This window comes from Pontivivens nitratireducens (assembly GCF_011290545.1).
Taxonomy (GTDB): Bacteria; Pseudomonadota; Alphaproteobacteria; order Rhodobacterales; family Rhodobacteraceae; genus Pontivivens; species Pontivivens nitratireducens.
The window spans coordinates 1,186,358-1,208,449 of the sequence record NZ_CP049811.1; the positions used below are offsets into that span (position 1 = coordinate 1,186,358).

Below are 22,092 nucleotides of genomic sequence, written 5' to 3' on the forward strand. Positions count from 1 at the left end.
CCGTGGACTAGGGGCCCTGCAGGGTCTCAGACCGCCCCGCAAAGCCCCCTGCATACCATAATTAACCCTGATATCAGAATGACCCGCCGGGATCGGAACGCCGCGCGCAACATGCGCCAGGCCCCATCCCCCGCCGTGAAGGAGACCTATGATGAGTGACTGGAAAAAACTGGCCGAGAAGGAACTGCGCGGCCGTCCCCTCGAAGATCTGACATGGCACACGGCGGAGGGGATCGACGTCAAACCACTCTATACCGCGGACGATGTCGAAGGGTTGGAGCATATGGGCGGCGTCCCTGGACAGGCGCCATTCACCCGCGGACCGCGGGCGACGATGTATACCGGGCGTCCCTGGACGATCCGGCAATATGCGGGTTTCTCGACCGCCGAGGAATCGAATGCGTTCTATCGCAAGGCGCTGGATGCGGGCCAGCAGGGTGTTTCCGTGGCCTTCGATCTGGCAACACATCGCGGCTATGACAGCGACCACCCCCGGGTTGAGGGGGATGTGGGCAAGGCCGGTGTCGCCATTGATTCCGTCGAGGATATGAAGATCCTCTTCAACGAAATCCCGCTCAAGGACATCTCCGTCTCGATGACGATGAACGGCGCGGTGATCCCGGTTCTGGCCTGTTTCATCGTCGCAGGGGAGGAGCAGGGATGTTCCATCGCGGATCTGTCGGGCACCATTCAGAATGACATCCTCAAGGAGTTCATGGTCCGCAACACCTATATCTATCCGCCCGAACCTTCGATGCGGATCGTGTCGGACATCATCGGATATACCGCGACCAACATGCCGCGCTTCAACTCGATCTCGATCTCCGGCTATCACATGCAGGAGGCTGGCGCGAACCTGGTGCAGGAACTGGCCTTCACCCTGGCGGACGGGCGCGAATATGTCCGCGCGGCGATTGCCAGCGGCATGGATGTGGATGCCTTCGCGGGGCGGTTGAGCTTCTTTTTCGCCATCGGCATGAACTTCTTCATGGAGGCGGCGAAGCTGCGCGCCGCGCGTCTGCTGTGGACCCGCATCATGGCGGAGTTCGAGCCGAAGAAACCCGGCTCCTCCATGCTGCGGACGCATTGCCAGACCTCGGGCGTATCCCTGCAGGAGCAGGATCCCTATAACAACGTGGTGCGCACGGCTTATGAGGCCTTGGCCGCCGTGCTTGGCGGCACGCAGTCGCTGCACACCAACTCGTTCGATGAGGCGATCGGCCTGCCCACCGCCCATTCCAGCCGCATCGCGCGCAACACCCAGCTGATCCTGCAGGAGGAAACCGGCATCACCAATGTCGTCGATCCGCTGGCCGGGTCCTATTATGTCGAGAAGCTGACGGCGGATCTGGCGGAGGCCGCGTGGAAGATCATTGAGGAGGTCGAGGAAATGGGCGGCATGACCAAGGCCGTGGCCTCCGGCATGCCAAAACTGCGCATCGAGGAAGCCGCCGCCCAGAAACAGGCCCGCATCGACCGGGGGCAGGAGGTCATCGTCGGCGTGAACAAGTATCGCCGCGACAAGGAGGAGGAGATCGACGTCCTCGACATCGACAACGTCGCCGTCCGGGGCAGCCAGATCGAGCGGTTGGAAAAGATACGCGCCAGCCGCGATCAGGCGGCATGTGACGCGGCGCTGGCCGCGCTGGAGACTGCCGCGGGCGGCACCGAAAACCTGCTGGCCGCCGCGGTCGAGGCCGCGCGGGCCCGCGCCACCGTCGGGGAAATCTCCGACGCAATGGAAAAGGTGTTCGGGCGCCACCGTGCCGAGGTCAAGACCCTCGCAGGTGTCTATGGAGCGGCATATGAAGGGGATGACGACTTCGCTCAGATCCAGCGCAACGTGGAAACCTTCGCTGAGGAGGAAGGCCGCCGCCCCCGGATGCTGGTCGTCAAAATGGGTCAGGATGGTCACGATCGTGGCGCGAAGGTTATCGCTACGGCCTTCGCGGATATCGGCTTCGACGTCGATGTTGGTCCGCTGTTCCAGACGCCCGAGGAAGCCGCGCAGGACGCCGTGGACAACGACGTGCACGTCATCGGCATCTCGTCGCAGGCGGCAGGGCACAAGACCCTCGCCCCGAAACTGGTCGCCGCGCTGAAGGAGGCAGGCGCAGGCGATATTCTGGTTGTCTGCGGCGGCGTGATCCCGCAGCAGGATTATCAGTTCCTGTACGATGCAGGCGTCAAGGCGATCTTCGGCCCCGGCACGAACATTCCGCATGCCGCTGCAAATATCCTCAATTTGATCCGAAAGACGCGGGAGTGAACATGCTGCCGGTCCTGCTGCTGCTGGGGGCCACACCGGTGCTGGCGCAGGAGGTCGTGCGTCCGGCGCCGCGCCCCTGTATCCTGGCGGAGTGTCCGCCCAGGACATTGCGCACCAGGACATTGCGCACATTGGGCGGTCCGGTGCCGAACGTGATCGGTGATGCCGATGACCAGATTTCGGACCGGGCCGAACAGGAGCCGGACGCCGCGACGCCCTTCGATACCGAAGCGGTCGGTCCGACGCGTGACCTGCTGCTACGCCGATTGGGTCGTGACGCGCCGCGCAATCGCATCGGTCACTATTGAGATCGGCCATTATTAGGAAGGTAGCGCCATGAAGATCAGACAGACCGATCCTTCCTCACCCGAAGCGGTGGCGATATTGCAGCAGAGCTGGCAGTTTCTGGACGCCCGGTTTCCGCCCGAACAGCGGTTTCGGCTGGATCTGGAAAGTTTGCGCGCCTCCAACGTGACCTTCTTTCTGGCGACGGAAGGGGGCATGGCCACCGGCTGCGTCGCCTTTGCGCAGCAGGGCGATGATTGGGGTGAGGTCAAATCCATGTTCGTCACCTCCGCCGCGCGCGGGTCAGGCGCGGCGAAAGCATTGTTGCAGGCGGTGGAAACCTGCGCCCGCGCGAAGGGCTGTACGTTGCTGCGCCTGGAAACCGGTGTGGGACTGGACGCGGCGCACGCGTTCTACGCTCGCGAAGGGTTCGTTACGATCGGACCGTTCGGCGCCTATCCCGACATTCCCAGTTCGGTGTTCATGGAAAAGAAACTTGCGCCGGATTCGGGTGACGACGAGGCGGCGTGCGGTTAGGTCAGATACAGGGCAGGTTTGGCCGATGGACAGGGGAACAACCGCGATGACCGACAACAAAGATGCGAACCGGCAGGCGAACCGGCAGGCCGCGCTCGATTATCACGAATTTCCGCGCCCCGGTAAGCTGGAGATTCGTGCGACCAAGCCTCTGGCCAACCAACGTGATCTGGCGCGCGCCTATTCGCCCGGCGTTGCCGAGGCCTGTCTGGAGATTGAGACCGACCCCGCCACCGCCGCGAAATACACCGCCCGCCAGAATCTGGTCGCGGTGGTCACGAACGGCACGGCGGTCCTCGGCCTTGGAAATATCGGTGCGCTTGCCTCCAAGCCGGTGATGGAGGGCAAGGCCGTCCTGTTCAAGAAATTCGCCAATATCGACTGTTTCGACATCGAAGTGAACGAGACCGATCCGCACAAGCTGGCCGATATCGTGACGTCGCTGGAGCCGACCTTCGGCGCGATCAATCTTGAGGATATCAAGGCGCCCGATTGCTTCATCGTCGAAAAGCTGTGCCGCGAGCGGATGAACATCCCGGTCTTTCACGACGATCAGCACGGCACCGCAATCGTCGTTGGTGCTGCGGCGCTGAATGCGCTGCGCCTGACAGGGCGCAGGTTCGAGGATATCAAGGTCGTCTCTACCGGGGGCGGGGCGGCCGGGATCGCCTGTCTGAACATGCTGCTGGCGCTGGGTGTCCGGCGTGAGAATGTGTTCCTGTGCGATCTGGCCGGGCTGGTGCATGAGGGGCGCGAGGCCGACATGACCCCGCAAAAGGCCGAATACGCGCAGCCCGGCGGCCCGCGCGGGCTGACCGACGTGATAGAGGGGGCGGATCTCTTCCTGGGCCTGTCCGGCCCGAACGTGCTGAAGCCCGAGATGGTCGCGAGGATGGCGGATGCTCCGATCATTCTGGCTTTGGCCAACCCCAACCCCGAAATCGACCCGGACGAGGCCCGCGCCATCAAGCCCGACGCGCTGATCGCCACGGGCCGTTCGGACTATGCCAATCAGGTCAACAACGTCCTGTGCTTCCCGTTTATCTTTCGCGGGGCGCTGGACGTGGGCGCGACGGAAATCAACGAGGCCATGAAAATCGCCTGCGTCGAGGGGATCGCGGAGCTTGCCCGCGCCTCCTCCAGCGCCGAGGCCGCGGCGGCCTATCAGGGGGAGCGGCTGGTCTTCGGTCCCGAATACCTGATCCCCAAACCCTTCGACCCGCGCCTGCTGGCTGTGGTCGCCGGGGCCGTGGCCAAGGCCGCGATAGACAGCGGCGTCGCCTCGCGCCCGGTCGCGGATTTGCAGGCCTACAAGGAGAAGCTGGACAGCTCCGTCTATCGCTCCGCCCTCATCATGAAGCCGGTTTTCGAGGCGTCGCGCAGTTCCCCGCGCCGCATCGTCTTTGCTGAGGGGGAGGACGAGCGCGTGCTGCGCGCCGCCTTCGCGATGTCCGAGGAAACGATCGATCGCCCGATCCTGATCGGCCGGCCGGAGGTGATCGCCAGCCGTGCCGCTCGCAGTGGCATTCCGCTGAACACCGACAATTATGAAATCGTGAATCCCGAAAGCGACCCGCGCTATCGCGATTACTGGGAAACCTATCATGGCCTGATGGCGCGCAGGGGCGTGACCCCGGATCTGGCCCGCGCGATCATGCGCACCAACACCACGGCAATCGGCGCGGTTATGGTCAATCGCGGTGAGGCTGACAGCCTGATCTGCGGAACGTTCGGGCAGTATCTGTGGCACCTGAACTATATCGAACAGGTTCTGGGCGGGCAGGGGCGCAAACCCATCGGCGCGTTGAGCCTGATGATACTTGAGTCTGGTGCCCTGTTCATCGCGGACACGCATGTGCATCCCGAACCCTCTGCCGAACAGATCGCGGGTATCGTCATAGGAGCGGCGCGTCATGTGCGGCGCTTCGGTCTGGAACCCAAGATCGCCCTGTGCTCTCACTCGCAATTTGGCAATCTGAACACCGAAAGCGGGCGGCGGATGCGGGCAGCGCTCGAAATGCTGGACGCACAATCGCTCGATTTTGAATATGAGGGCGAGATGCATTCCGACGCGGCGCTCGACCCGGACCTGCGGGCCCGGATATTCCCCGACAGCCGGATGAAGGGCGCGGCCAACGTCCTGATCTTTGCCAATGCCGATGCCGCATCGGGGGTTCGCAATATTCTGAAAATCAAGGCCGGCGGTCTGGAAGTGGGGCCGATCCTGATGGGAATGGGCAACCGGGCGCATATCGTCACCAGCTCGATCACGGCGCGCGGGTTGCTGAATATCTCGGCACTGGCGGGAACGCCGGTCGCCAGTTACGGCTGACAAAGGCCGAAAATACAAATGGACCGTCCGTGCAGGGCGGCACAACATCCGTCGCAAAGCGGGAACGGGAGAGGAACCGAATGTCTTATCATAAAACTTACGCCGCCGCGAAGGCCGACCCCGAAGCATTCTGGTTGGAGCAGGCGAAAAGCATCGACTGGGATTCGCCGCCCACTGCCGGTTATGACGAGGCCACGAATTGCTGGTACGCCGATGCCATCGGCAACACCTGCTACAATTGCGTGGATCGCCATGTGGAGGCCGGACGCGGCGATCAGGTCGCGATCATCCATGACAGCCCCGTCACCAATAGCGTCAGCCGCCTCACCTATGCCCAGTTGCAAGATCAGGTTTCGCGCCTTGCCGGTGTGCTGCATGAACGCGGCGTGCTCAAGGGTGACAGGGTCGTGATCTATATGCCGATGGTGCCCGAGGCATTGGTCGCCATGCTGGCCTGCACGCGGATTGGCGCGGTGCATTCGGTCGTCTTCGGCGGGTTCGCCGCCCCGGAACTGGCGGTGCGCCTGAACGACTGTACGCCCAAGGCCGTGATTGCCGGATCCTGCGGGATCGAGCCGAACCGCGTGGTGGAATACAAACCCCTGCTGGATGCGGCGATCGAAATGGCCGAGGAAAAGCCCGAGTTCTGTCTGATCATGCAACGCGAACAGGCGCGGGCTGACCTTATATCGGGTCGCGATTTCGATATGCTCGATGAAATGTCGCGGGCCGCACCTGCGGATTGTGTTCCCGTGGCAGGCTCGGACCCGGCCTATATCCTGTATACATCGGGCACGACAGGTCAGCCCAAGGGCGTGGTCCGTCCGACGGCCGGTCACATGGTCGCGCTGAACTGGTCGATGGGCAACATCTACGATGTGGGCATCGGTGATGTATTCTGGGCGGCCTCTGATGTGGGCTGGGTCGTGGGGCATTCCTACATCTGCTATGGCCCGCTGCTGGCAGGCTGCACGACCGTGGTGTTCGAGGGCAAACCGGTCGGCACGCCGGATGCGGGCACGTTCTGGCGGGTGATTGCCGATCACAAGGTCAAAAGCTTCTTCACCGCGCCGACGGCGTTTCGTGCGATCAAGCGTGAGGACCCCAAGGGCGAGCATGTCGCGCGCTACGATCTGAGCGATTTCAAGACGCTTTATTTCGCAGGCGAACGGGCCGATCCCGATACGGTCCACTGGGCGGCCGATGTGCTGGGCGTGCCGGTGATCGACCATTGGTGGCAGACCGAAACCGGCTGGGCCATCGCCGCGAACCCGATGGGGCTGGAGGCTTTGCCGGTCAAGGTGGGCTCCCCCTCCGTCGCGGTGCCGGGCTACGAGATTCACATTCTGGCGCCCGACGGAACCGAGATGCCGACAGGAGAGTTGGGCGCGGTCGCGATCAAGCTGCCCCTGCCGCCCGGGACGCTGCCGACGCTGTGGAACGCGGACGACCGGTACAAGAAAAGCTATCTCACCACATTTCCCGGTTATTATGAGACGGGCGATGCTGGCCTGATCGACGAGGACGGATACCTCTACATCATGGCGCGGACCGACGATGTCATCAACGTGGCCGGACACCGCCTGTCCACCGGCGCGATGGAGGAGATCCTCGCTGAGCATCCCGACGTGGCCGAATGCGCGGTGATCGGCGTGTCGGATGACCTGAAGGGCCAGTTGCCGGTGGGATTCCTCTGCCTCAACCGCGGCGTGGACCGCCCCGAGGCGGAGATCGTGGCGGAATGTGTCGCGCAGGTCCGTCAGGTGCTGGGCCCCGTCGCCGCCTTCAAATCCGCGGTCGTGGTGGAGAGGTTGCCGAAAACCAGATCCGGCAAGATCTTGCGCGCGATCATGGTCAAGATCGCGGACGGGGCGGAGTATAAGGTGCCCGCAACCATCGACGATCCCGCCATCCTCACCGAAATTTCCGAGGCGCTGAGCCGTATCGGATATGCGGATGCAGCGAAAAAATGAGTGTTCCGTCACTCCTCGATGGCCGCTCAATCCTCGTGGCCGAGGATGATGCGAACAATCTGGATGTGGTCACGCAGATGCTGACGAAGTTGGGGGCGGCGGTGACGACCGCCCGCAACGGCATCACGGCTGTGGAGCGGATACGCCGCGACCGCCCCGAAATTGTCCTTCTGGATATCGAAATGCCCGAGATGTCGGGGCTGGACGTTCTGCGTGAGATCGGGCGGGACAGCACCCCTCCGACGGTGATCTGCCTGACGGCGCATGTGGATCAGGACTATCTCAACCGTGTGCTGGAACTGGGCGCGAAGGGAACGATCGGCAAGCCGCTGCGTTCGATCGAACGTCTGGGCCAGCGTATTCTGGAGATCCACAACGGATTGCGCGATGCGCTGGATGTGCCCGTGCTCGACCTGACGATCTTTGACATGCTGGCCCGGGCGTTGGGGGAGGATATGGTCGGAACGCTGGTCGATCAACTCGGTGCGGATCTTGAGAAGTGCAATGCCGCGCTGGTGCATGCCGTGCGCAGCAAATCGTTGAAGGATGTGCGCACCCAGACGCATATCCTGACGGGGGTGGCCGGATCGGTCGGGGCATCGCGTCTGGCCGTGCTGGCGGGGCAACTGAACTCCGCCGCGCATGGCGAAGACATTATCGCCCTGCGCAGCACCGTGCCGCAACTGCGGGTGGAAATCGACGCACTGTTGCGCGAAATGGCTGAGCGTTGATCCTTTCTGAAAGTCACAGGCCACGTTCACCCGGGAATGGCCCCAGGACTGGCGCTGGGTTTCAGATCGTCATATTGTAACAATATGACAAGTTCTCTCCTCCTAGTTGAAGACACTCCATCCCTTTCGATGGTGTACGAGGCCGTGTTGAAGCAAGCGGGGCACAAGGTGGATTGCGTTTTTACCGCCCGCGATGCGCGACGGGCCTTCGATCCGGCCAGACACAGGATCGTGTTGCTCGACATGATTCTGCCGGACGGCAACGGTCAGGATGTGCTGGTCTGGATCAAGAAGCGGGCACCTGAAACACGGGTGATCGTCATTACCTCGAACGGATCGGTCAAGATTGCGGTCGATGCCATGCGAATGGGTGCTGTCGATTTTCTGGTGAAACCATTCGACGAAGGTCGCCTGCGCAACGCGGTCGCGAACGCCACACGCGGCGACACACCCGAGGCGGCGGACCTTGCCACCGCGAGCGATTCGTTGCCGCCGCTCGAAGGGTTCATTGGGCAGAGTCGACAGATGCGCGATATCTACCAGACCGTCCGCGTCATAGGCCGCTCCACCGCTACGGTGTTCATCACCGGGGAAAGTGGCACCGGCAAGGAGGTTTGCGCCCACGCCATTCATGCCATGTCGAAACGGGCGGACGGTCCCTTCATCCCGCTCAACTGTGGCGCGATCCCGACGAACCTTCTGGAATCGGAGGTGTTCGGCCACCTCAAGGGGTCCTTCACCGGCGCGATCTCGGACAAGCAGGGCGCGGCGATGGCTGCCGACGGCGGAACCCTGTTTCTGGACGAAATCTGCGAGATGGACCTGAATCTGCAAACCAAGCTGCTGCGATTCATTCAAAGCTCGACAGTGCAGCCGGTGGGCGCGACGCGCGCGCGCAGCGTGGATGTGCGAATTCTGTGCGCCACCAACCGCGATCCGCAGCGCGAGGTGCAGGAGGGGCGTTTCCGCGAGGATCTGTTCTATCGTCTGCATGTGGTGCCGCTGCACCTGCCGCCCCTGCGTGAACGCGGCGATGACGTGAACATGATCGCGCAGGATGCGCTGGCCCGGTTCGCACACGAGGAAGGCAAGCAGTTCCGTGGATTGGCGGAGAACGTGCAGGAGTTGTTCCGCACGCTCGAGTGGCGCGGAAACGTGCGCCAATTGCTGAATGTGTTGCGCAACGTCGTCGTCCTGCACGACGGGCCGCTGGTCCTGCGAGAAATGCTTCCGGCCGATCTGGTGCGGCGGGCGCAGTCCGGTCCGGCGGCGGGTGCGGATGCGATCATGTCGGAGGATGCGGCGTTGAACGCCCTGGTCGGGCGTCGGCTCGCCGATCTGGAACGCACTTTCATCCAGGCGACGATATCCGCCTGCGACGGCTCGATTCCACGTGCGGCGCGGATGCTGGAAATCAGCCCGTCGACCCTCTACCGCAAGCGGGAGACATGGGAGCGTAAGTCGCGCGATGCCGCTGAATGATGCCGCCGCGCACTTTTTGCTGACCTTAGGGCACCTCATTTGCCCTTGAAAGCTGGTCACGAATACGGTGCACTACGCCACGTTTCGGTCTGACCGAACACGCAATTCAGGCGATGCGGGGAAAGCATCGCCATTCAACAGTAGAGGTTTCACATGAAAAAGACCCTGATCGGTGCCGTCGTCGCATCGCTGGTCGCGACCAGCGCATATGCCGAGAGCCACGCGGAAATCATGCCTGCCGTGGTCTATGACATGGGTGGCAAGTTCGACCAGTCGTTCAATCAGGCCGCCTATATCGGGGCAGAACGTTTCATGGAGGAGACCGGAATCGAGTATCGCGATTTCGAGATCCAGAACGACGCCCAGCGTGAACAGGCCCTGCGCCGCTTCGCCCAGCAGGGCCACAATCCGATCATCGCCATCGGCTTCTCGCACGGCGCGGCCGTGGACAAGGTCGCGGCTGAGTTCCCCGACACCGATTTCGCCATCGTCGACATGGTCGTCGAACAGCCCAACGTCCGCTCCATCGTCTTCAAGGAGCAGGAGGGGTCGTATCTCGCCGGTGTCGCGGCGGCCATGGCTTCGGACTCGCAGGCGGTCGGCTTCGTCGGCGGCATGGACATCCCGCTGATCCGCAAGTTCGAGTGCGGCTTCCTTGGCGGCGCACGCTCCGTGAACCCGGATATCGAGTTCATCGGCAACATGACCGGCACGGACGGGTCCGCGTGGAACAACCCTACCCGCGGTGATGAGCTTGCCCGTTCGCAGTTCGCGCGCGGCGTCGATGTGGTCTACCATGCGGCTGGCGGCACCGGCATCGGCGTTCTTCAGGCGGCGGCGGATGAGGGCCTGTTGGGGATCGGCGTCGATTCCAACCAGAACGCCATGCATCCCGGTTCGGTCCTGACCTCGATGCTCAAGCGTGTGGACAATGCTGTCTACGACACGTTCGAGGATTCCATGAACGGGGAGTTCACTTATGGCTTCGACGTGAACGGTCTGGCTGAGGAGGGCGTTGGCCTTGCCTTGGACGAGCACAACGAAGAGTTGATGACGCCTGAAATCCTCGAAGCGGTCGATCTGGCGCGTCAGCAAATCATCGATGGCGAAGTGGAGGTGCACGACTACACCTCGGACAGTGCCTGCCCTTACTGATCCTTGCGGATCGTCTGAAATCTGGGGGCAGGTCCGACGGACTTGCCCCCTTATCATTCTGCAACTGTCACGCATTGGAGCGTCCCATGTTCTCTGCCCGTACTGCCCTAGGTTTGATGCTCGGCCTGATGATTGGCATGTGCGGCCCCGCGATGGCTGAGCCGGGCATCGTCTATTCCGTCGGTGGCAAGTTCGACGCTTCCTTCAACGAAGGTGCGTGGCGCGGTGCGGAACAGTGGGCGATGGAAACGGGCGAGAGTTACGGCGAATTTGAAATCGACGGTATCGCCCAATCCGAACAGGCGCTGCGGTCCTTCGCCCGGCGTGGCTACGATCCGGTGGTCGCCATCGGGTTCCTGCATGCCGACGCGCTGGCCAAGGTCGCGGCGGAGTTTCCGCAGACCCGCTTCGCCATAGTGGATATGGTGGTGGAGGCCCCGAACGTCATGTCCATCGTGTTTCGGGAACATGAAGGCAGCTATATCACCGGCGTCATGGCGGCGATGGCCAGCGAAAGCGGCGTTATCGGCTTCGTCGGGGGCATGGACATTCCGCTGATCCGTCGGTTCGAATGCGGTTACCGTCAGGGGGCTGCCTCGCAGAACGCGGATATCAAGGTCATCGCCACGATGACCGGCGCGTCGCCCGCCGCCTGGTCGGACCCCGTGCGCGGTGCCGAAATCACGCGCGGCCAGATCTCCGAAGGTGCGGATGTGATCATGCAGGCCGCCGGCGGCACCGGGATCGGTGTGCTGCAGGCGGCAGCGGACGCGGGCATTCTGGGCATCGGAACCGATTCCAATCAGAACGGCCTGCATCCGGGGCAAGTGCTGACCTCGATGCTGAAACGTGTAGACGTCGCCGTTCAGGAGGCATTCGACGAAAAGACATGGAGCGCCGGGGTGGTATCGCTGGGCGTGGCGGAGGGCGGCCTGTCCATCGCGATGGATAACAACAACGCCGCGCTGGTATCCCCGGCCATGAAGGCAGCGGCTGATGAGGCGGCCCGGTCCATCGCCGCAGGGGAAATCGTCGTTCACGATACCTACGTTGACGGCGACTGCCCGTTCTAGAGAATTTCCCTTGAGTCACCGGTCGGATCGCACAGGACCGGTCCTGCTGATTAGTGCTTGCCACATTGGACCGCATGGTCAAAAAATGGTGGATGAGCGAAATCAGACCTGAACGTCCCCCCTTCCAGATCGGTGGATTGGGCGAAATTGCCATCAGATGTCGTGACATGGGTGCGATGTGCGCCTTCTATGGCGATGTGCTGGGGCTGGAGGTTCTGACGCAGCGCCACGCCGATCTGATCTTCTATCGTCTGGGCGCGGGTGTGGCGGGTCACACGCAGGTGCTGGCGCTATTCGGTGGCGATCAGGCGCTTGCCGGCGCGACCTCGACCCTGCACCACATCGCGCTGGGTTTGACGCCGCCTGATCAGGATCGTGCCATTGACTGGTTCGAACGTTGCGGCCAACCCTACCGTATCGAGCATTTCGACTGGATCGGCTGGCGCGGGGTCTTCACGGCGGACCCCGAAGGCAATACCGTCGAACTCGTCGCCAAGCTGAAGGAGCCTCACCCATGACCGCCCCCGCCATCCAGCTTCAGGGCATTTCCAAGAGTTTCGGCTCCGTCCATGCCAATCGCGATATTGATCTGACGGTCGAAAAGGGAACCATTCACGGCATTATCGGTGAGAACGGTGCGGGAAAGTCCACGCTGATGTCGATCCTCTACGGGTTCTATCAGGCGGACCGGGGCACCATCGCGGTGGATGGCACGCAGGTCACGATCAGGGATTCGGATGCCGCCATCGGGCTGGGCATCGGCATGGTGCACCAGCACTTCATGCTGGTCGAACCGTTCACCGTTCTGGAAAATGTCATGCTGGGTGCGGAGGGCGGTGCCCTGCTGAACAAGGGGCGCGCCGAGGCGCGTCAGGAATTGCAGCGGCTGGAGAAGGAATACGAGCTCAACGTCGATCCTGATGCCATCGTCGGTGATCTGCCGGTCGGGCTTCAACAACGTGTCGAAATCCTCAAGGCGCTGTACCGCGGGGCGGAGATCCTGATTCTGGATGAGCCTACGGGCGTGCTGACACCGGATGAGGCGGACCACCTGTTCCGCATCCTCGGGCAACTTCGCACGCAGGGTAAGACGGTTCTGCTGATCACGCACAAATTGCGGGAAATCATGGCGATCACCGATGACGTGTCCGTAATGCGTCAGGGGCAGATGGTCGCGACCCGTCACACTGCGGATACCAGCGTGGAGGAGTTGGCCGAGCTGATGGTCGGCCGCCGCGTGCTGTTGCAGGTGGACAAAGGCGCCGCCACCCCCGGCAAGGTCAAGCTGGAGGTCCGCAATCTGGAGGTGGTGGACGATATCGGTGTGCGCCGGGTCAAGGAGGCCAGCTTTCAGGTGCGCGCGGGAGAGATCGTCGGCATCGCCGGGGTCTCAGGCAACGGCCAGTCGGAACTGCTGGAGGCGATCGCGGGCATCGGTCCCATCGCCAGTGGTGAGGTAGAGCTGTTCGACATTTCAGGTGAGCCGACAGGCTGGCGCCCCCGTCATGGTCTGGGCCACGTGCCAGAGGATCGCCACCGCATGGGCCTAGTTACCAAGTTCACGGCACGGGAAAACACCATTCTGGGCTATCAGCGCGATGCCGAATTCGGCTCCGGCATGTTCCTGGATCGTAAGGCAGTGCTTGAGGCGTCCAAGGCGCAGATGGAACGGTTCGACGTGCGCCCGCCTGATCCCAGCCTGAAGGCCGCGAACTTTTCCGGCGGCAACCAGCAAAAGATCGTTCTGGCGCGTGAGATCGAGCAGGACCCCGATGTCCTGCTGATCGGTCAACCGACCCGCGGCGTCGATGTCGGCGCCATCGAATCCATCCACCGCCGCCTGATCGAACTGCGCGACGCGGGCAAGGCGATCCTGCTGGTCAGCGTGGAACTGGACGAAATCCGCGCCTTGTCGGACCGCATCCTCGTCATGTTCGCGGGGGAGATCATGGGCGAGGTCGGACCCGAGGCCAGCGAGCGTGAAATAGGCTTGCTGATGTCCGGCGTCCGGGCGGAGGATGCGGCATGACGGGCGGGATCTTCGGCGGGGATATTGTGACGACCAGCAAGGCGCAAGGCGCACATAAGGAGCGGACGGCATGAACAAGGACCTTCCCGGCTGGGTGGATTTCGGGCTGTTGCCGCTGCTAAATCTGCTGACCGCGTTTCTGGTCGCCGGCATCGTGGTGCTGGCCATCGGGGAAAACCCGCTGGAGGCCGTGAGGCACATCCTCTATGGCGCGTTCGGATACGGAAACGGTGTCGGCTACACGCTGTTTTATACCACGAACTTCATCTTCACGGGTCTGGCGGTCGCCGTTGCGTTCCATGCAAGCCAGTTCAACATCGGGGGGGAGGGGCAGGCCTATCTGGGCGGTCTGGGTGTCGGCCTCGCCTGTCTGATGCTGGATCAATATCTGCCGTGGTGGGGCATCCTGCCGGTGGCGATCCTGCTGGGGGCCAGCTTCGGCGCAATCTGGGGGGCCATTCCGGGCATTCTGTACGCCAAGCGCGGCGCCCATGTCGTGATCACCACCATCATGTTCAATTTCATCAGCTTTTCGCTGATGAATTACCTCATCAACGAATATCTCAAGATGCCCGGCAATGCCTCCGTCCAGTCGCGCACGTTTGAGCAATCTGCATGGATGCCGAAGCTGACATGGCTCGAAGGGGTGATGCCCGGAATATCCACCAGCCCTGCCAATCTCAGCTTCGTGATTGCGCTGATCGCATGTGTCTTCGTCTACATCCTGATTTGGCGGACGAAGTTCGGCTACGAGGTGAGGGTCTACGGTGCCAGCCCCTCGGCCGCGCGCTATGCAGGGATTTCCACCACCCGGGTCGTGGTTCTGACCATGGCGATTTCGGGGGGGCTGGCGGGCCTGATGGGTCTGAACCCGGTGATGGGGGATCAGACGCGCATCTTTCTGGATATTCCGCAACAGGCGGGATTCGTCGGGATCGCGGTGGCGCTGATGGGCCGCTCGCATCCGCTGTGGATCGTCTTCGCGGCGCTGTTGTTCGGCACGCTATATCAGGGCGGTGCGGAACTGGCGTTCGAGATGCCTTCGATCACGCGCGACATGGTCGTGGTGATCCAGGGTCTGGTAATTCTGTTTGCGGGTGCGATGGAGTTCATGTTCAGGCCGTGGGTTGCCCGCGCCTTTTCGATGAGGGAGCAGGAAAATGGGTGATTTCATTCCCGATCTGAGTACCGTCGTCGCCCTGTCCGACGGCACCTTGCGCGGGGCCACGCCGCTGCTGCTGGCCTGTCTGGCGGGGCTGTATTCGGAGCGTTCCGGCGTGTTCGACATCGGGCTGGAGGGCAAGATCCTGATCGCGGCCTTCGCCGGGGCGACGGTGGGAATCCTGACCGGCAGCGCGCTCATCGCCGTTCTTGCGGCCATCGCGGCCTCGACCCTGTTCGCGCTGATCCATGGGGTGGCCTGCATCACGTTTCGGGGCAATCAGATCGTGTCGGGCGTGGCGATCAACTTTCTGGCGCTGGGATTGGCGGCTGTGGCTGGCAACGCGATCTTCTCCATGGGGGGGCGCACGCCGCAATTGCCGGCCAGCGCACGTCTGAACGGGGGGGACAGCTGGTTCACCCCGATGTTGGAGGGGATGGGACGCTACGGTCAGGCGGTGGAGGATATCGCCTTCGATCAATCCATCTTCGTCTACATCGCCTTTGCCGCTGTGCCGTTCACCTGGTGGGTGCTGTACCGCACCCGCTTTGGCATGCGGTTGCGGGCGGTCGGTGAAAACCCGGCGGCGGTCGATACGGCGGGCATCTCCGTCACCGGTCTGCGCTACCGTGCGGTGATATGCGCTGGCGTTCTATGTGGTTTGTCCGGGGCGACGTTGTCCATGGCGCTCAATTCCGGCTACATCAATAACATGAGCGCGGGGCGCGGCTTCATCGCCCTTGCCGCCCTGATCTTTGCCAAGTGGCGTCCGGTGCAGGCGATGTTCGCATGTCTGCTGTTCGCATTTCTCAATGCCTCCGAAAGCCGCCTGCAAGGGACGGAGGTCCTCGGCTTTGAAATTCCTGTGCAGTTGGTACAGGCCATGCCCTATCTGCTCGTCGTGATCCTGCTCGCAGGCTTCATCGGGCAGGCGCGCGCGCCCAAGGCGGGCGGCGTGCCCTATGTGAAGGAACGCTGATGTCCGATCTGTTCGAGGCGGCAAGGGCTGCCCGTGAAAACGCCTACGCCGCCTATTCCGACTTCAAGGTCGGGGCCGCCCTGCGCACGCCGTCGGGCATCTATGTTGGATGCAACGTCGAAAACGTCGCCTATCCTGAGGGCACCTGCGCCGAGGCCGGTGCCATCGCCGCCATGTGCGCGGCGGGCGAACGTCAGATCATCGAGGTTCTGGTCATCGCGGACAGCCCCGTTCCCATCACGCCCTGCGGCGGGTGTCGTCAGAAACTGGTCGAGTTCGCGGGCGCGGACGCGCAGGTCATCCTTGCCGGGTTGGAGGGGGAGACCGCCCGAATGAAGGTCGGTGACCTGCTGCCCGGCACCTTCACGGTGGAGCATATGAAATGATGCTGGACGACATTCGCGCGCGCATCGGCGATGCCCCCATCGCGCTGGGCATGATCCTCGGCTCCGGCCTTGGCCAGATGGCCGGGGAAATGGAGGATGCGACCTCGATCCCCTTCGATCAGATTGAGGGGATGCCGCAATCGGGTGTCTCGGGCCATGCCGGGGCGCTGGTCGTCGGCAATCTGGAAGGGGTGCGCTGCGCAATCCTCTCGGGCCGGGTTCATTACTATGAGCAGGGTCACGCGGCGGCGATGCGCCCGGCGCTGGAACTGCTGGCCGCGCTGGGCGCGCAATCGGTTCTGCTGACGAACTCCGCCGGGTCCACGCGTGAGGGAATGCCGCCGGGCAGCCTGATGGCGCTGAACGATCACATCAACTATTCCGGCCTGAATCCGCTGATCGGCGATGGTGGCGACGAACGGTTCGTCGGCATGGTGGACGCCTATGCGCCCGATCTGCTGGCCCGCCTGCGCGATGCCGCCCAGGCTGAGGGGATCACCTTGCATCAGGGCGTTTATGCCTGGTTTTCGGGCCCGTCCTTTGAAACCCCGGCCGAGATTCGCATGATCCGCACGATGGGGGCCGATGCCGTCGGCATGTCCACCGTGCCCGAAACCATCCTGGCCCGGCGGATCGGGCTGAAGGTCGCCGCGATCTCGTGCATCACGAATTTCGGGGCCGGAATGACCACCACCAACAATTCCCACGCGGAAACGCTGGAGGAATCCGCCAAGGCACGCGGTGCCTTCATCCAGCTGGTCCGCGCCTATATTCGGAGCTTCGCATGAGCGATCTGAAAGCTGTCGCCCTCAAGGCAGTGTCCTGCCTCGACCTGACCAACCTCGACGACGATTGCACCGAGGAGGACGTCATCGCCCTGTGCAAGCGGGCGCAAACCCCGCACGGGCCGACGGCGGCCATCTGCATCTGGCCTCGTTTCGTCGCGGCGGCGCGAACGCATCTGGGCGACAACAGTCCGATCCGCATCGCCACCGTCGTGAACTTTCCGGGCGGCATGGACGATGCTGACGACGTGATGGCCCTGACCGAACAGGCCATCGCCGATGGCGCGGATGAGATTGACATGGTGATCCCCTGGCCCAAGCTGATCGAAGGGCACGATCAGGACGTCTCCGCGATTGTCGGACGGGTGCGCCGGTCCGCCGACGGGGCGCTGGTCAAGGCGATTCTGGAGACAGGAATGCTCAGGGAGCCGGACCTGATCAGCCGGGCCGCGAGGCTGGCCATCGAAGGCGGCGCCCATTTCATCAAGACATCGACCGGCAAGGTTCCCGTCAACGCCACGCTGAGTTCCGCCCGTCTGATGTTGGAGGCGATCCGCGACAGCGGCGAGCCGGTCGGGTTCAAGCCTGCGGGCGGTGTGAAATCCACCAATGACGCGGCAGCCTATATTGCATTGTGCGAGGAAATCATGGGCGACGGCTGGGTCACGCCCATGACGTTCCGCATCGGCGCGTCGGGTGTGCTGACGGCCCTGCTGGCAACGCTCGATGATGACGGGGAACCGACCGAAGGGGAGGGTTACTGATGCTGCCACAGGAAGTCATCGGCAAGAAACGCGACGGCGACCGCCTGACGGAGGCGGAGATCCGCTTCTTTATCGAGGGTCTGCACGATGAGAGCATTACCGAGGGGCAGGTCGGTGCCATGGCCATGGCGATCCTGCTCAACGGCATGGTGATGGACGAACGTGTCGCCCTGACCCAGGCGATGCGCGACAGCGGCACCGTTCTGAAATGGGATCTCGACGGTCCTGTGATCGACAAGCATTCGACGGGGGGCGTCGGTGATAACGTTTCGTTGATGCTGGCGCCGGCGCTGGCGGCCTGCGGGGCCTATGTGCCGATGATTTCGGGGCGCGGTCTGGGCCATACCGGCGGCACGCTCGACAAATTCGACGCGATCCCCGGCTACCGCACTCAGCCCGATATCGAGGAGTTGTACCGCGTCACGGGCAAGGTCGGCTGCGCCATCATCGGCCAGACCCCCGATATCGCCCCGGCGGACAAGCGGCTCTACGGTATCCGCGATGTGACGGGCACGGTAGAGAGTATCGACCTGATCACCGCATCCATCCTGTCCAAGAAGCTGGCGGCTGGCCTCGACGCGCTGGTGCTGGACGTGAAGGTCGGCACCGGTGCCTTTATGGCCACGGCCGAGGATGCCGATGCGCTGGCGCGGTCGCTGGTTGAGGTGGCGAACGGCGCGGGGTGCAAGACCTCCGCCATTGTGACCGACATGAACGAACCGCTGGCCTCGGCTGCGGGCAACGCTCTCGAAGTCATCAACGCCGTGCGGTTCCTGAAGATGGAGGAGATCGACAGCCGCCTTTGGGACGTGACCGTCGCCCTTGGCGGTCAGGCACTGGTGCTGGCGGGGATCGCCGGCGACGCCGCGGACGGTGAGGCGCGGATGCGCGATGCCTTCGACTCCGGTCAGGCCGCCGAGCGGTTCGCCCGGATGGTCACAGAACTCGGCGGACCCGCCGATTTCATGGACCGCTACGAGGATCACTTGCCCCGCGCCAATGTCGTGCGTGAGGTGATCGCGGAGCGCCCTGGTTTCGTGGCCAAGATCAACACACGCGGCGTGGGGCTGACGGTGGTCGAGCTTGGCGGTGGCCGGGTGCGCGCCGCCGATCCCATCGACTATTCCGTCGGTCTGGACATGCTGGCAGGGCGGGGCCTGCGGGTGGATGACGAGCAGCCGATCGCCCGCATCCATGCCAGCGACGAGGCCGCCGCCGACCGGGCGGAGGCCCGCCTGCGCGCCGCCTATCGCATCAGCGACGAGGCCCCGCATCAGTTGCAACTGGAAAAAGGGCGGATCGGCTGATGGCGCGCGCGTTTCTCCTCGTGCTTGACAGTGTTGGCGTGGGCGGTGCCCCTGACGCCGCGCAGTTTGGCGATGGTCCGAACGGTGACGAGGGGTCCAACACCCTGGGTCACATTGCCGAGGAATGCGCCGCCGGGCGCGCGGAGGAGGGGCGCACCGGCCCGCTTACCGTGCCTAATCTGGACGCGCTGGGACTGGGGGCGGCCACGCGGCTCTCCTCCGGCCTCGACGTGCCGGGCCTGAGCGCGACCCCGACCGCCGCATGGAGTGCCGCGACGGAGGTTTCGCAGGGCAAGGACACGCCGTCCGGGCATTGGGAGCTGGCGGGGGTGCCCGTGCCGTGGGACTGGCATTATTTCCCGGAAACCATCCCGACCTTCCCCGATGACCTGATCGCGGAGCTGGTGGCGCGCGGTGACATTCCCGGCATCCTTGGCAACAAGCACGCCTCGGGCGTACCGATCATCGAGGAGTTGGCCGAGGAGCATATCCGCACCGGCAAGCCGATTTGCTACACCTCCGCCGACAGCGTGTTCCAGATCGCGGCGCATGAGGAACATTTCGGGTTGGAGCGTTTGCTCAAGCTGTGCGAGGTCGCCGCCGAACTGGTGCATCCGATGCTGGTCGGTCGCGTCATCGCCCGCCCCTTCGTCGGCACACCGGGCCATTGGCAGCGAACCGCGAACCGCCGCGACTACGCCATCGCGCCGCCCGAACCTACTATCCTGGACCGGGTGCAGGCCGCTGGCGGCAGGACCATCGCCGTGGGTAAGATCGGAGACATCTTCGCCCATCGCGGGATCGATGAGTTGCACAAGGGCAAGGACGACATGGCCCTCGTGGACCACACCCTGCGCCTGCTGGACGAGGCGCCGGACGGGGCGTTCGTCTTTGCCAATTATGTCGAGTTCGACAGCAAGTATGGCCACCGCCGCGACGTGTCCGGCTATGCCCGCGCGTTGGAGGTGTTCGACACCCGCGTTCCGCAGATCCTCGCCCGGATGCGCCCGGATGATCTGGTGATCTTCACGGCGGACCACGGAAACGATCCGACATGGCGCGGCACTGACCACACCCGCGAACGGGTGCCCGTGCTGATGGCCGGTCTGGGCCCCGCGCGCGAACTTGGCCTGCACGGCTTCGCAGATGTGGGCGAAACCATTGCCGCGCATCTGGAAGTCGCCCCCGGAAAACATGGAAAATCACTGTTATGAGTACCGGAATAGACGTGGCCGACCTGCCCAAGGTCGAGTTGCACCTGCATCTGGAGGGAGCGGCCCCGCCCGCCTTCATGTCGGCCCTCGCGGCGGAGAAGGGGCTGGACCTCAGTGCCGTTATCGACGGCGACACCTATATCTACACTGATTTTCCAGCCTTTTTGGCCGCTTACGAGGCCGTCAGTTCCATTTTGCAGACGCCAGATGACTATCGCCGTCTGGTGCGTGCGGTGCTGGAACAGTCCCGCGATCAGGGCGTCATCTATACCGAACTGTTTGTGGCCCCTGCGATCACAGGAACGTCGATGACCGATTGGCCGCAATACCTCGCCGGGATGGAGGCTGGCGCCGACGATGTGCCGCAGGTCGAATGTCGCTTCATTTCCACCGCTGTGCGTCACCTCGGCCCCGAAATCGCCCGCCAGACGGCAGAGGTGACGGTGGCCCACCTGACACCCCGCCTGACCGGTTGGGGCATGGGCGGGAATGAGAGCATGTTCTGCCCCGCGGATTTTGTACCTGCCTTCGACATCGCGCGGCAGGCCGGGCTGGGCATCACCACCCATGCTGGTGAGGTTGAGGGCCCGCAAAGCATCCTCGACAGTCTCGACTACCTCAAACCCAGCCGTATCGGCCATGGCGTGCGCGCCATCGAGGATGCCGCCCTGATCGACCGGCTGGCGGCGGAGGGGATCGTGCTGGAGGTCAACCCCGGCTCGAACCTGCGGCTGGACGTGTATCCGACGCTGGACGATCATCCCATCGACCGTTTGCTGCGGGCTGGTGTGGCCGTCACAGTCTCCACCGATGATCCGCCGTATTTCGGCACCACGATGCGGGACGAATACAGCGAACTTGCGCGGGTCTTCGGCTGGACGAAGCTGGAATTCGATGCCATCAACCGCGTCGCACTCAGCGCGGCATTCTGTGACGAGGCGACCCGCGCGCGCCTGATGAAACATTTCGAGGAGCTTGCCGCATGAGCGACCACCTGACCGTCGTGAATCACCCCCTGGTGCAGCACAAGCTTACGCTGATGCGGGAGAAATCGACCTCCACCGCCGTGTTCCGGCAGTTGTTGCGAGAGATCAGCCACCTGCTGGCCTATGAGGTGACGCGCGACCTGCCGATGACCACCACCAATATCGACACGCCGCTGGTCGAGATGGACGCCCCGACGCTCAAGGGTAAGAAGCTGGCCTTGATCTCGATCCTGCGGGCGGGCAACGGGCTGCTGGATGGGGTGATGGACCTGATTCCGTCCGCCCGTGTCGGATTCGTCGGTCTGTACCGGGATGAGGAAACCCTCAAGCCGGTGCAGTATTACTACAAGGTGCCGGCGGAGCTGAACAGCCGTGTGGTGATCGCGGTCGATCCGATGCTGGCAACGGGCAACTCCTCGGCTGCCGCGATTGATCTGCTCAAACAGTCGGGCGCCACCGATATTCGCTTCCTGTGCTTGCTCGCCTCGCCTGAGGGTGTGGCCCTGATGAAGGATCGCCATCCCGACGTGCCGATCATCACGGCCGCGCTGGATGAGCGCCTGAATGAGAAGGGGTACATCCTGCCCGGCCTCGGCGATGCGGGCGACCGCATGTTCGGGACGAAGTGATCTGTCCGGGCGGT

At 63.3% G+C, this 22,092-nt stretch carries 20 protein-coding genes; all 20 read left to right on the plus strand.

Annotated elements, in window-relative coordinates; genetic code table 11:
- Nucleotides 1-151: 151 nt before the first annotated feature.
- The 20 genes from scpA to upp all read left to right on the plus strand — a co-directional run bounded on the left by scpA (nucleotide 152) and on the right by upp (nucleotide 22,078).
- Nucleotides 152-2,269 carry a methylmalonyl-CoA mutase gene (gene scpA / locus G8E03_RS05820; RefSeq protein WP_430693240.1) on the plus strand — a complete coding sequence of 706 codons (2,118 nt, stop codon included), beginning with the start codon at nucleotides 152-154 and terminating at the stop codon, nucleotides 2,267-2,269.
- A gap of 2 nt (nucleotides 2,270-2,271) precedes the next feature.
- Nucleotides 2,272-2,577 carry a hypothetical protein gene (locus G8E03_RS05825; RefSeq protein ID WP_166189669.1) on the plus strand — a complete coding sequence of 102 codons (306 nt, stop codon included), beginning with the start codon at nucleotides 2,272-2,274 and terminating at the stop codon, nucleotides 2,575-2,577.
- A gap of 28 nt (nucleotides 2,578-2,605) precedes the next feature.
- Entirely contained in the window at nucleotides 2,606-3,091 is a 486-nt protein-coding gene (locus G8E03_RS05830; protein ID WP_166189672.1) for a GNAT family N-acetyltransferase, read from the plus strand.
- Nucleotides 3,092-3,137: 46 nt separating this feature from the next.
- Nucleotides 3,138-5,423: an NADP-dependent malic enzyme gene (locus G8E03_RS05835; protein ID WP_166189674.1), complete on the plus strand. Its 2,286-nt coding sequence runs from the start codon at nucleotides 3,138-3,140 to the stop codon at nucleotides 5,421-5,423.
- Nucleotides 5,424-5,503: 80 nt separating this feature from the next.
- Nucleotides 5,504-7,396 carry a propionyl-CoA synthetase gene (locus G8E03_RS05840; protein WP_166189676.1) on the plus strand — a complete coding sequence of 631 codons (1,893 nt, stop codon included), beginning with the start codon at nucleotides 5,504-5,506 and terminating at the stop codon, nucleotides 7,394-7,396.
- Nucleotides 7,393-8,127, plus strand: coding sequence for a response regulator (locus G8E03_RS05845; RefSeq protein ID WP_166189678.1), 735 nt, complete (start codon nucleotides 7,393-7,395; stop codon nucleotides 8,125-8,127). The genes G8E03_RS05840 and G8E03_RS05845 overlap by 4 nt, the downstream gene beginning before the upstream one ends.
- 129 nt (nucleotides 8,128-8,256) lie before the next feature.
- Nucleotides 8,257-9,609 carry a sigma-54-dependent transcriptional regulator gene (locus G8E03_RS05850; protein ID WP_240910435.1) on the plus strand — a complete coding sequence of 451 codons (1,353 nt, stop codon included), beginning with the start codon at nucleotides 8,257-8,259 and terminating at the stop codon, nucleotides 9,607-9,609.
- 153 nt (nucleotides 9,610-9,762) lie between these two features.
- Nucleotides 9,763-10,764, plus strand: coding sequence for a BMP family lipoprotein (locus G8E03_RS05855; RefSeq protein WP_166189683.1), 1,002 nt, complete (start codon nucleotides 9,763-9,765; stop codon nucleotides 10,762-10,764).
- Between the two features lie 86 nt (nucleotides 10,765-10,850).
- Nucleotides 10,851-11,837 carry a BMP family lipoprotein gene (locus tag G8E03_RS05860; protein WP_166189685.1) on the plus strand — a complete coding sequence of 329 codons (987 nt, stop codon included), beginning with the start codon at nucleotides 10,851-10,853 and terminating at the stop codon, nucleotides 11,835-11,837.
- Between the two features lie 92 nt (nucleotides 11,838-11,929).
- Nucleotides 11,930-12,355 (plus strand): VOC family protein, encoded by a 426-nt coding sequence (locus G8E03_RS05865; RefSeq protein ID WP_166189687.1) that lies wholly within the window; start codon nucleotides 11,930-11,932, stop codon nucleotides 12,353-12,355.
- On the plus strand, nucleotides 12,352-13,866 hold the full coding sequence (locus G8E03_RS05870; protein WP_166189689.1) for an ABC transporter ATP-binding protein: 1,515 nt from the start codon (nucleotides 12,352-12,354) through the stop codon (nucleotides 13,864-13,866). The genes G8E03_RS05865 and G8E03_RS05870 overlap by 4 nt, the downstream gene beginning before the upstream one ends.
- A 70-nt stretch (nucleotides 13,867-13,936) precedes the next feature.
- A complete protein-coding gene (locus G8E03_RS05875; RefSeq protein ID WP_166189692.1) occupies nucleotides 13,937-15,034 on the plus strand; it encodes an ABC transporter permease in 1,098 nt (365 codons plus the stop codon).
- The gene (locus G8E03_RS05880; RefSeq protein ID WP_205793275.1) at nucleotides 15,027-16,007 is read left to right on the plus strand and encodes an ABC transporter permease; all 981 of its coding nucleotides are present in this window, start codon (nucleotides 15,027-15,029) and stop codon (nucleotides 16,005-16,007) included. The genes G8E03_RS05875 and G8E03_RS05880 overlap by 8 nt, the downstream gene beginning before the upstream one ends.
- On the plus strand, nucleotides 16,007-16,393 hold the full coding sequence (locus G8E03_RS05885; RefSeq protein WP_166189695.1) for a cytidine deaminase: 387 nt from the start codon (nucleotides 16,007-16,009) through the stop codon (nucleotides 16,391-16,393). The genes G8E03_RS05880 and G8E03_RS05885 overlap by 1 nt, the downstream gene beginning before the upstream one ends.
- The gene (locus tag G8E03_RS05890; protein ID WP_166189698.1) at nucleotides 16,390-17,181 is read left to right on the plus strand and encodes a purine-nucleoside phosphorylase; all 792 of its coding nucleotides are present in this window, start codon (nucleotides 16,390-16,392) and stop codon (nucleotides 17,179-17,181) included. Before G8E03_RS05885 ends, G8E03_RS05890 begins: the two co-directional genes overlap by 4 nt.
- Nucleotides 17,178-17,942, plus strand: coding sequence for a deoxyribose-phosphate aldolase (gene deoC / locus G8E03_RS05895; protein ID WP_166189700.1), 765 nt, complete (start codon nucleotides 17,178-17,180; stop codon nucleotides 17,940-17,942). Before G8E03_RS05890 ends, deoC begins: the two co-directional genes overlap by 4 nt.
- On the plus strand, nucleotides 17,942-19,249 hold the full coding sequence (gene deoA, locus G8E03_RS05900; protein ID WP_166189702.1) for a thymidine phosphorylase: 1,308 nt from the start codon (nucleotides 17,942-17,944) through the stop codon (nucleotides 19,247-19,249). The genes deoC and deoA overlap by 1 nt, the downstream gene beginning before the upstream one ends.
- Nucleotides 19,249-20,463 (plus strand): phosphopentomutase, encoded by a 1,215-nt coding sequence (locus G8E03_RS05905; RefSeq protein WP_166189704.1) that lies wholly within the window; start codon nucleotides 19,249-19,251, stop codon nucleotides 20,461-20,463. The genes deoA and G8E03_RS05905 overlap by 1 nt, the downstream gene beginning before the upstream one ends.
- Nucleotides 20,460-21,449: an adenosine deaminase gene (gene add / locus G8E03_RS05910; protein ID WP_166189706.1), complete on the plus strand. Its 990-nt coding sequence runs from the start codon at nucleotides 20,460-20,462 to the stop codon at nucleotides 21,447-21,449. The genes G8E03_RS05905 and add overlap by 4 nt, the downstream gene beginning before the upstream one ends.
- Nucleotides 21,446-22,078, plus strand: a complete 633-nt coding sequence (upp, locus tag G8E03_RS05915; RefSeq protein WP_166189708.1) for a uracil phosphoribosyltransferase — start codon at nucleotides 21,446-21,448, stop codon at nucleotides 22,076-22,078. The genes add and upp overlap by 4 nt, the downstream gene beginning before the upstream one ends.
- Nucleotides 22,079-22,092: the final 14 nt, after the last annotated feature.

What these genes read in the sequence shown, in the direction of transcription:
- G8E03_RS05885 (WP_166189695.1), top strand. Translation starts at nt 16,007, where the DNA reads ATGTCCGATCTGTTCGAGGCGGCAAGGGCTGCCCGTGAAAACGCCTAC.
- G8E03_RS05905 (WP_166189704.1), top strand. Translation starts at nt 19,249, where the DNA reads ATGGCGCGCGCGTTTCTCCTCGTGCTTGACAGTGTTGGCGTGGGCGGT.
- G8E03_RS05870 (WP_166189689.1), top strand. Translation starts at nt 12,352, where the DNA reads ATGACCGCCCCCGCCATCCAGCTTCAGGGCATTTCCAAGAGTTTCGGC.
- G8E03_RS05825 (WP_166189669.1), top strand. Translation starts at nt 2,272, where the DNA reads ATGCTGCCGGTCCTGCTGCTGCTGGGGGCCACACCGGTGCTGGCGCAG.
- G8E03_RS05860 (WP_166189685.1), top strand. Translation starts at nt 10,851, where the DNA reads ATGTTCTCTGCCCGTACTGCCCTAGGTTTGATGCTCGGCCTGATGATT.
- deoC (WP_166189700.1), top strand. Translation starts at nt 17,178, where the DNA reads ATGAGCGATCTGAAAGCTGTCGCCCTCAAGGCAGTGTCCTGCCTCGAC.
- G8E03_RS05835 (WP_166189674.1), top strand. Translation starts at nt 3,138, where the DNA reads ATGACCGACAACAAAGATGCGAACCGGCAGGCGAACCGGCAGGCCGCG.
- G8E03_RS05875 (WP_166189692.1), top strand. Translation starts at nt 13,937, where the DNA reads ATGAACAAGGACCTTCCCGGCTGGGTGGATTTCGGGCTGTTGCCGCTG.
- G8E03_RS05855 (WP_166189683.1), top strand. Translation starts at nt 9,763, where the DNA reads ATGAAAAAGACCCTGATCGGTGCCGTCGTCGCATCGCTGGTCGCGACC.
- G8E03_RS05880 (WP_205793275.1), top strand. Translation starts at nt 15,027, where the DNA reads ATGGGTGATTTCATTCCCGATCTGAGTACCGTCGTCGCCCTGTCCGAC.
- G8E03_RS05865 (WP_166189687.1), top strand. Translation starts at nt 11,930, where the DNA reads ATGAGCGAAATCAGACCTGAACGTCCCCCCTTCCAGATCGGTGGATTG.
- G8E03_RS05830 (WP_166189672.1), top strand. Translation starts at nt 2,606, where the DNA reads ATGAAGATCAGACAGACCGATCCTTCCTCACCCGAAGCGGTGGCGATA.
- G8E03_RS05840 (WP_166189676.1), top strand. Translation starts at nt 5,504, where the DNA reads ATGTCTTATCATAAAACTTACGCCGCCGCGAAGGCCGACCCCGAAGCA.
- deoA (WP_166189702.1), top strand. Translation starts at nt 17,942, where the DNA reads ATGCTGCCACAGGAAGTCATCGGCAAGAAACGCGACGGCGACCGCCTG.
- G8E03_RS05850 (WP_240910435.1), top strand. Translation starts at nt 8,257, where the DNA reads ATGGTGTACGAGGCCGTGTTGAAGCAAGCGGGGCACAAGGTGGATTGC.
- upp (WP_166189708.1), top strand. Translation starts at nt 21,446, where the DNA reads ATGAGCGACCACCTGACCGTCGTGAATCACCCCCTGGTGCAGCACAAG.
- scpA (WP_430693240.1), top strand. Translation starts at nt 152, where the DNA reads ATGAGTGACTGGAAAAAACTGGCCGAGAAGGAACTGCGCGGCCGTCCC.
- G8E03_RS05845 (WP_166189678.1), top strand. Translation starts at nt 7,393, where the DNA reads ATGAGTGTTCCGTCACTCCTCGATGGCCGCTCAATCCTCGTGGCCGAG.
- add (WP_166189706.1), top strand. Translation starts at nt 20,460, where the DNA reads ATGAGTACCGGAATAGACGTGGCCGACCTGCCCAAGGTCGAGTTGCAC.
- G8E03_RS05890 (WP_166189698.1), top strand. Translation starts at nt 16,390, where the DNA reads ATGATGCTGGACGACATTCGCGCGCGCATCGGCGATGCCCCCATCGCG.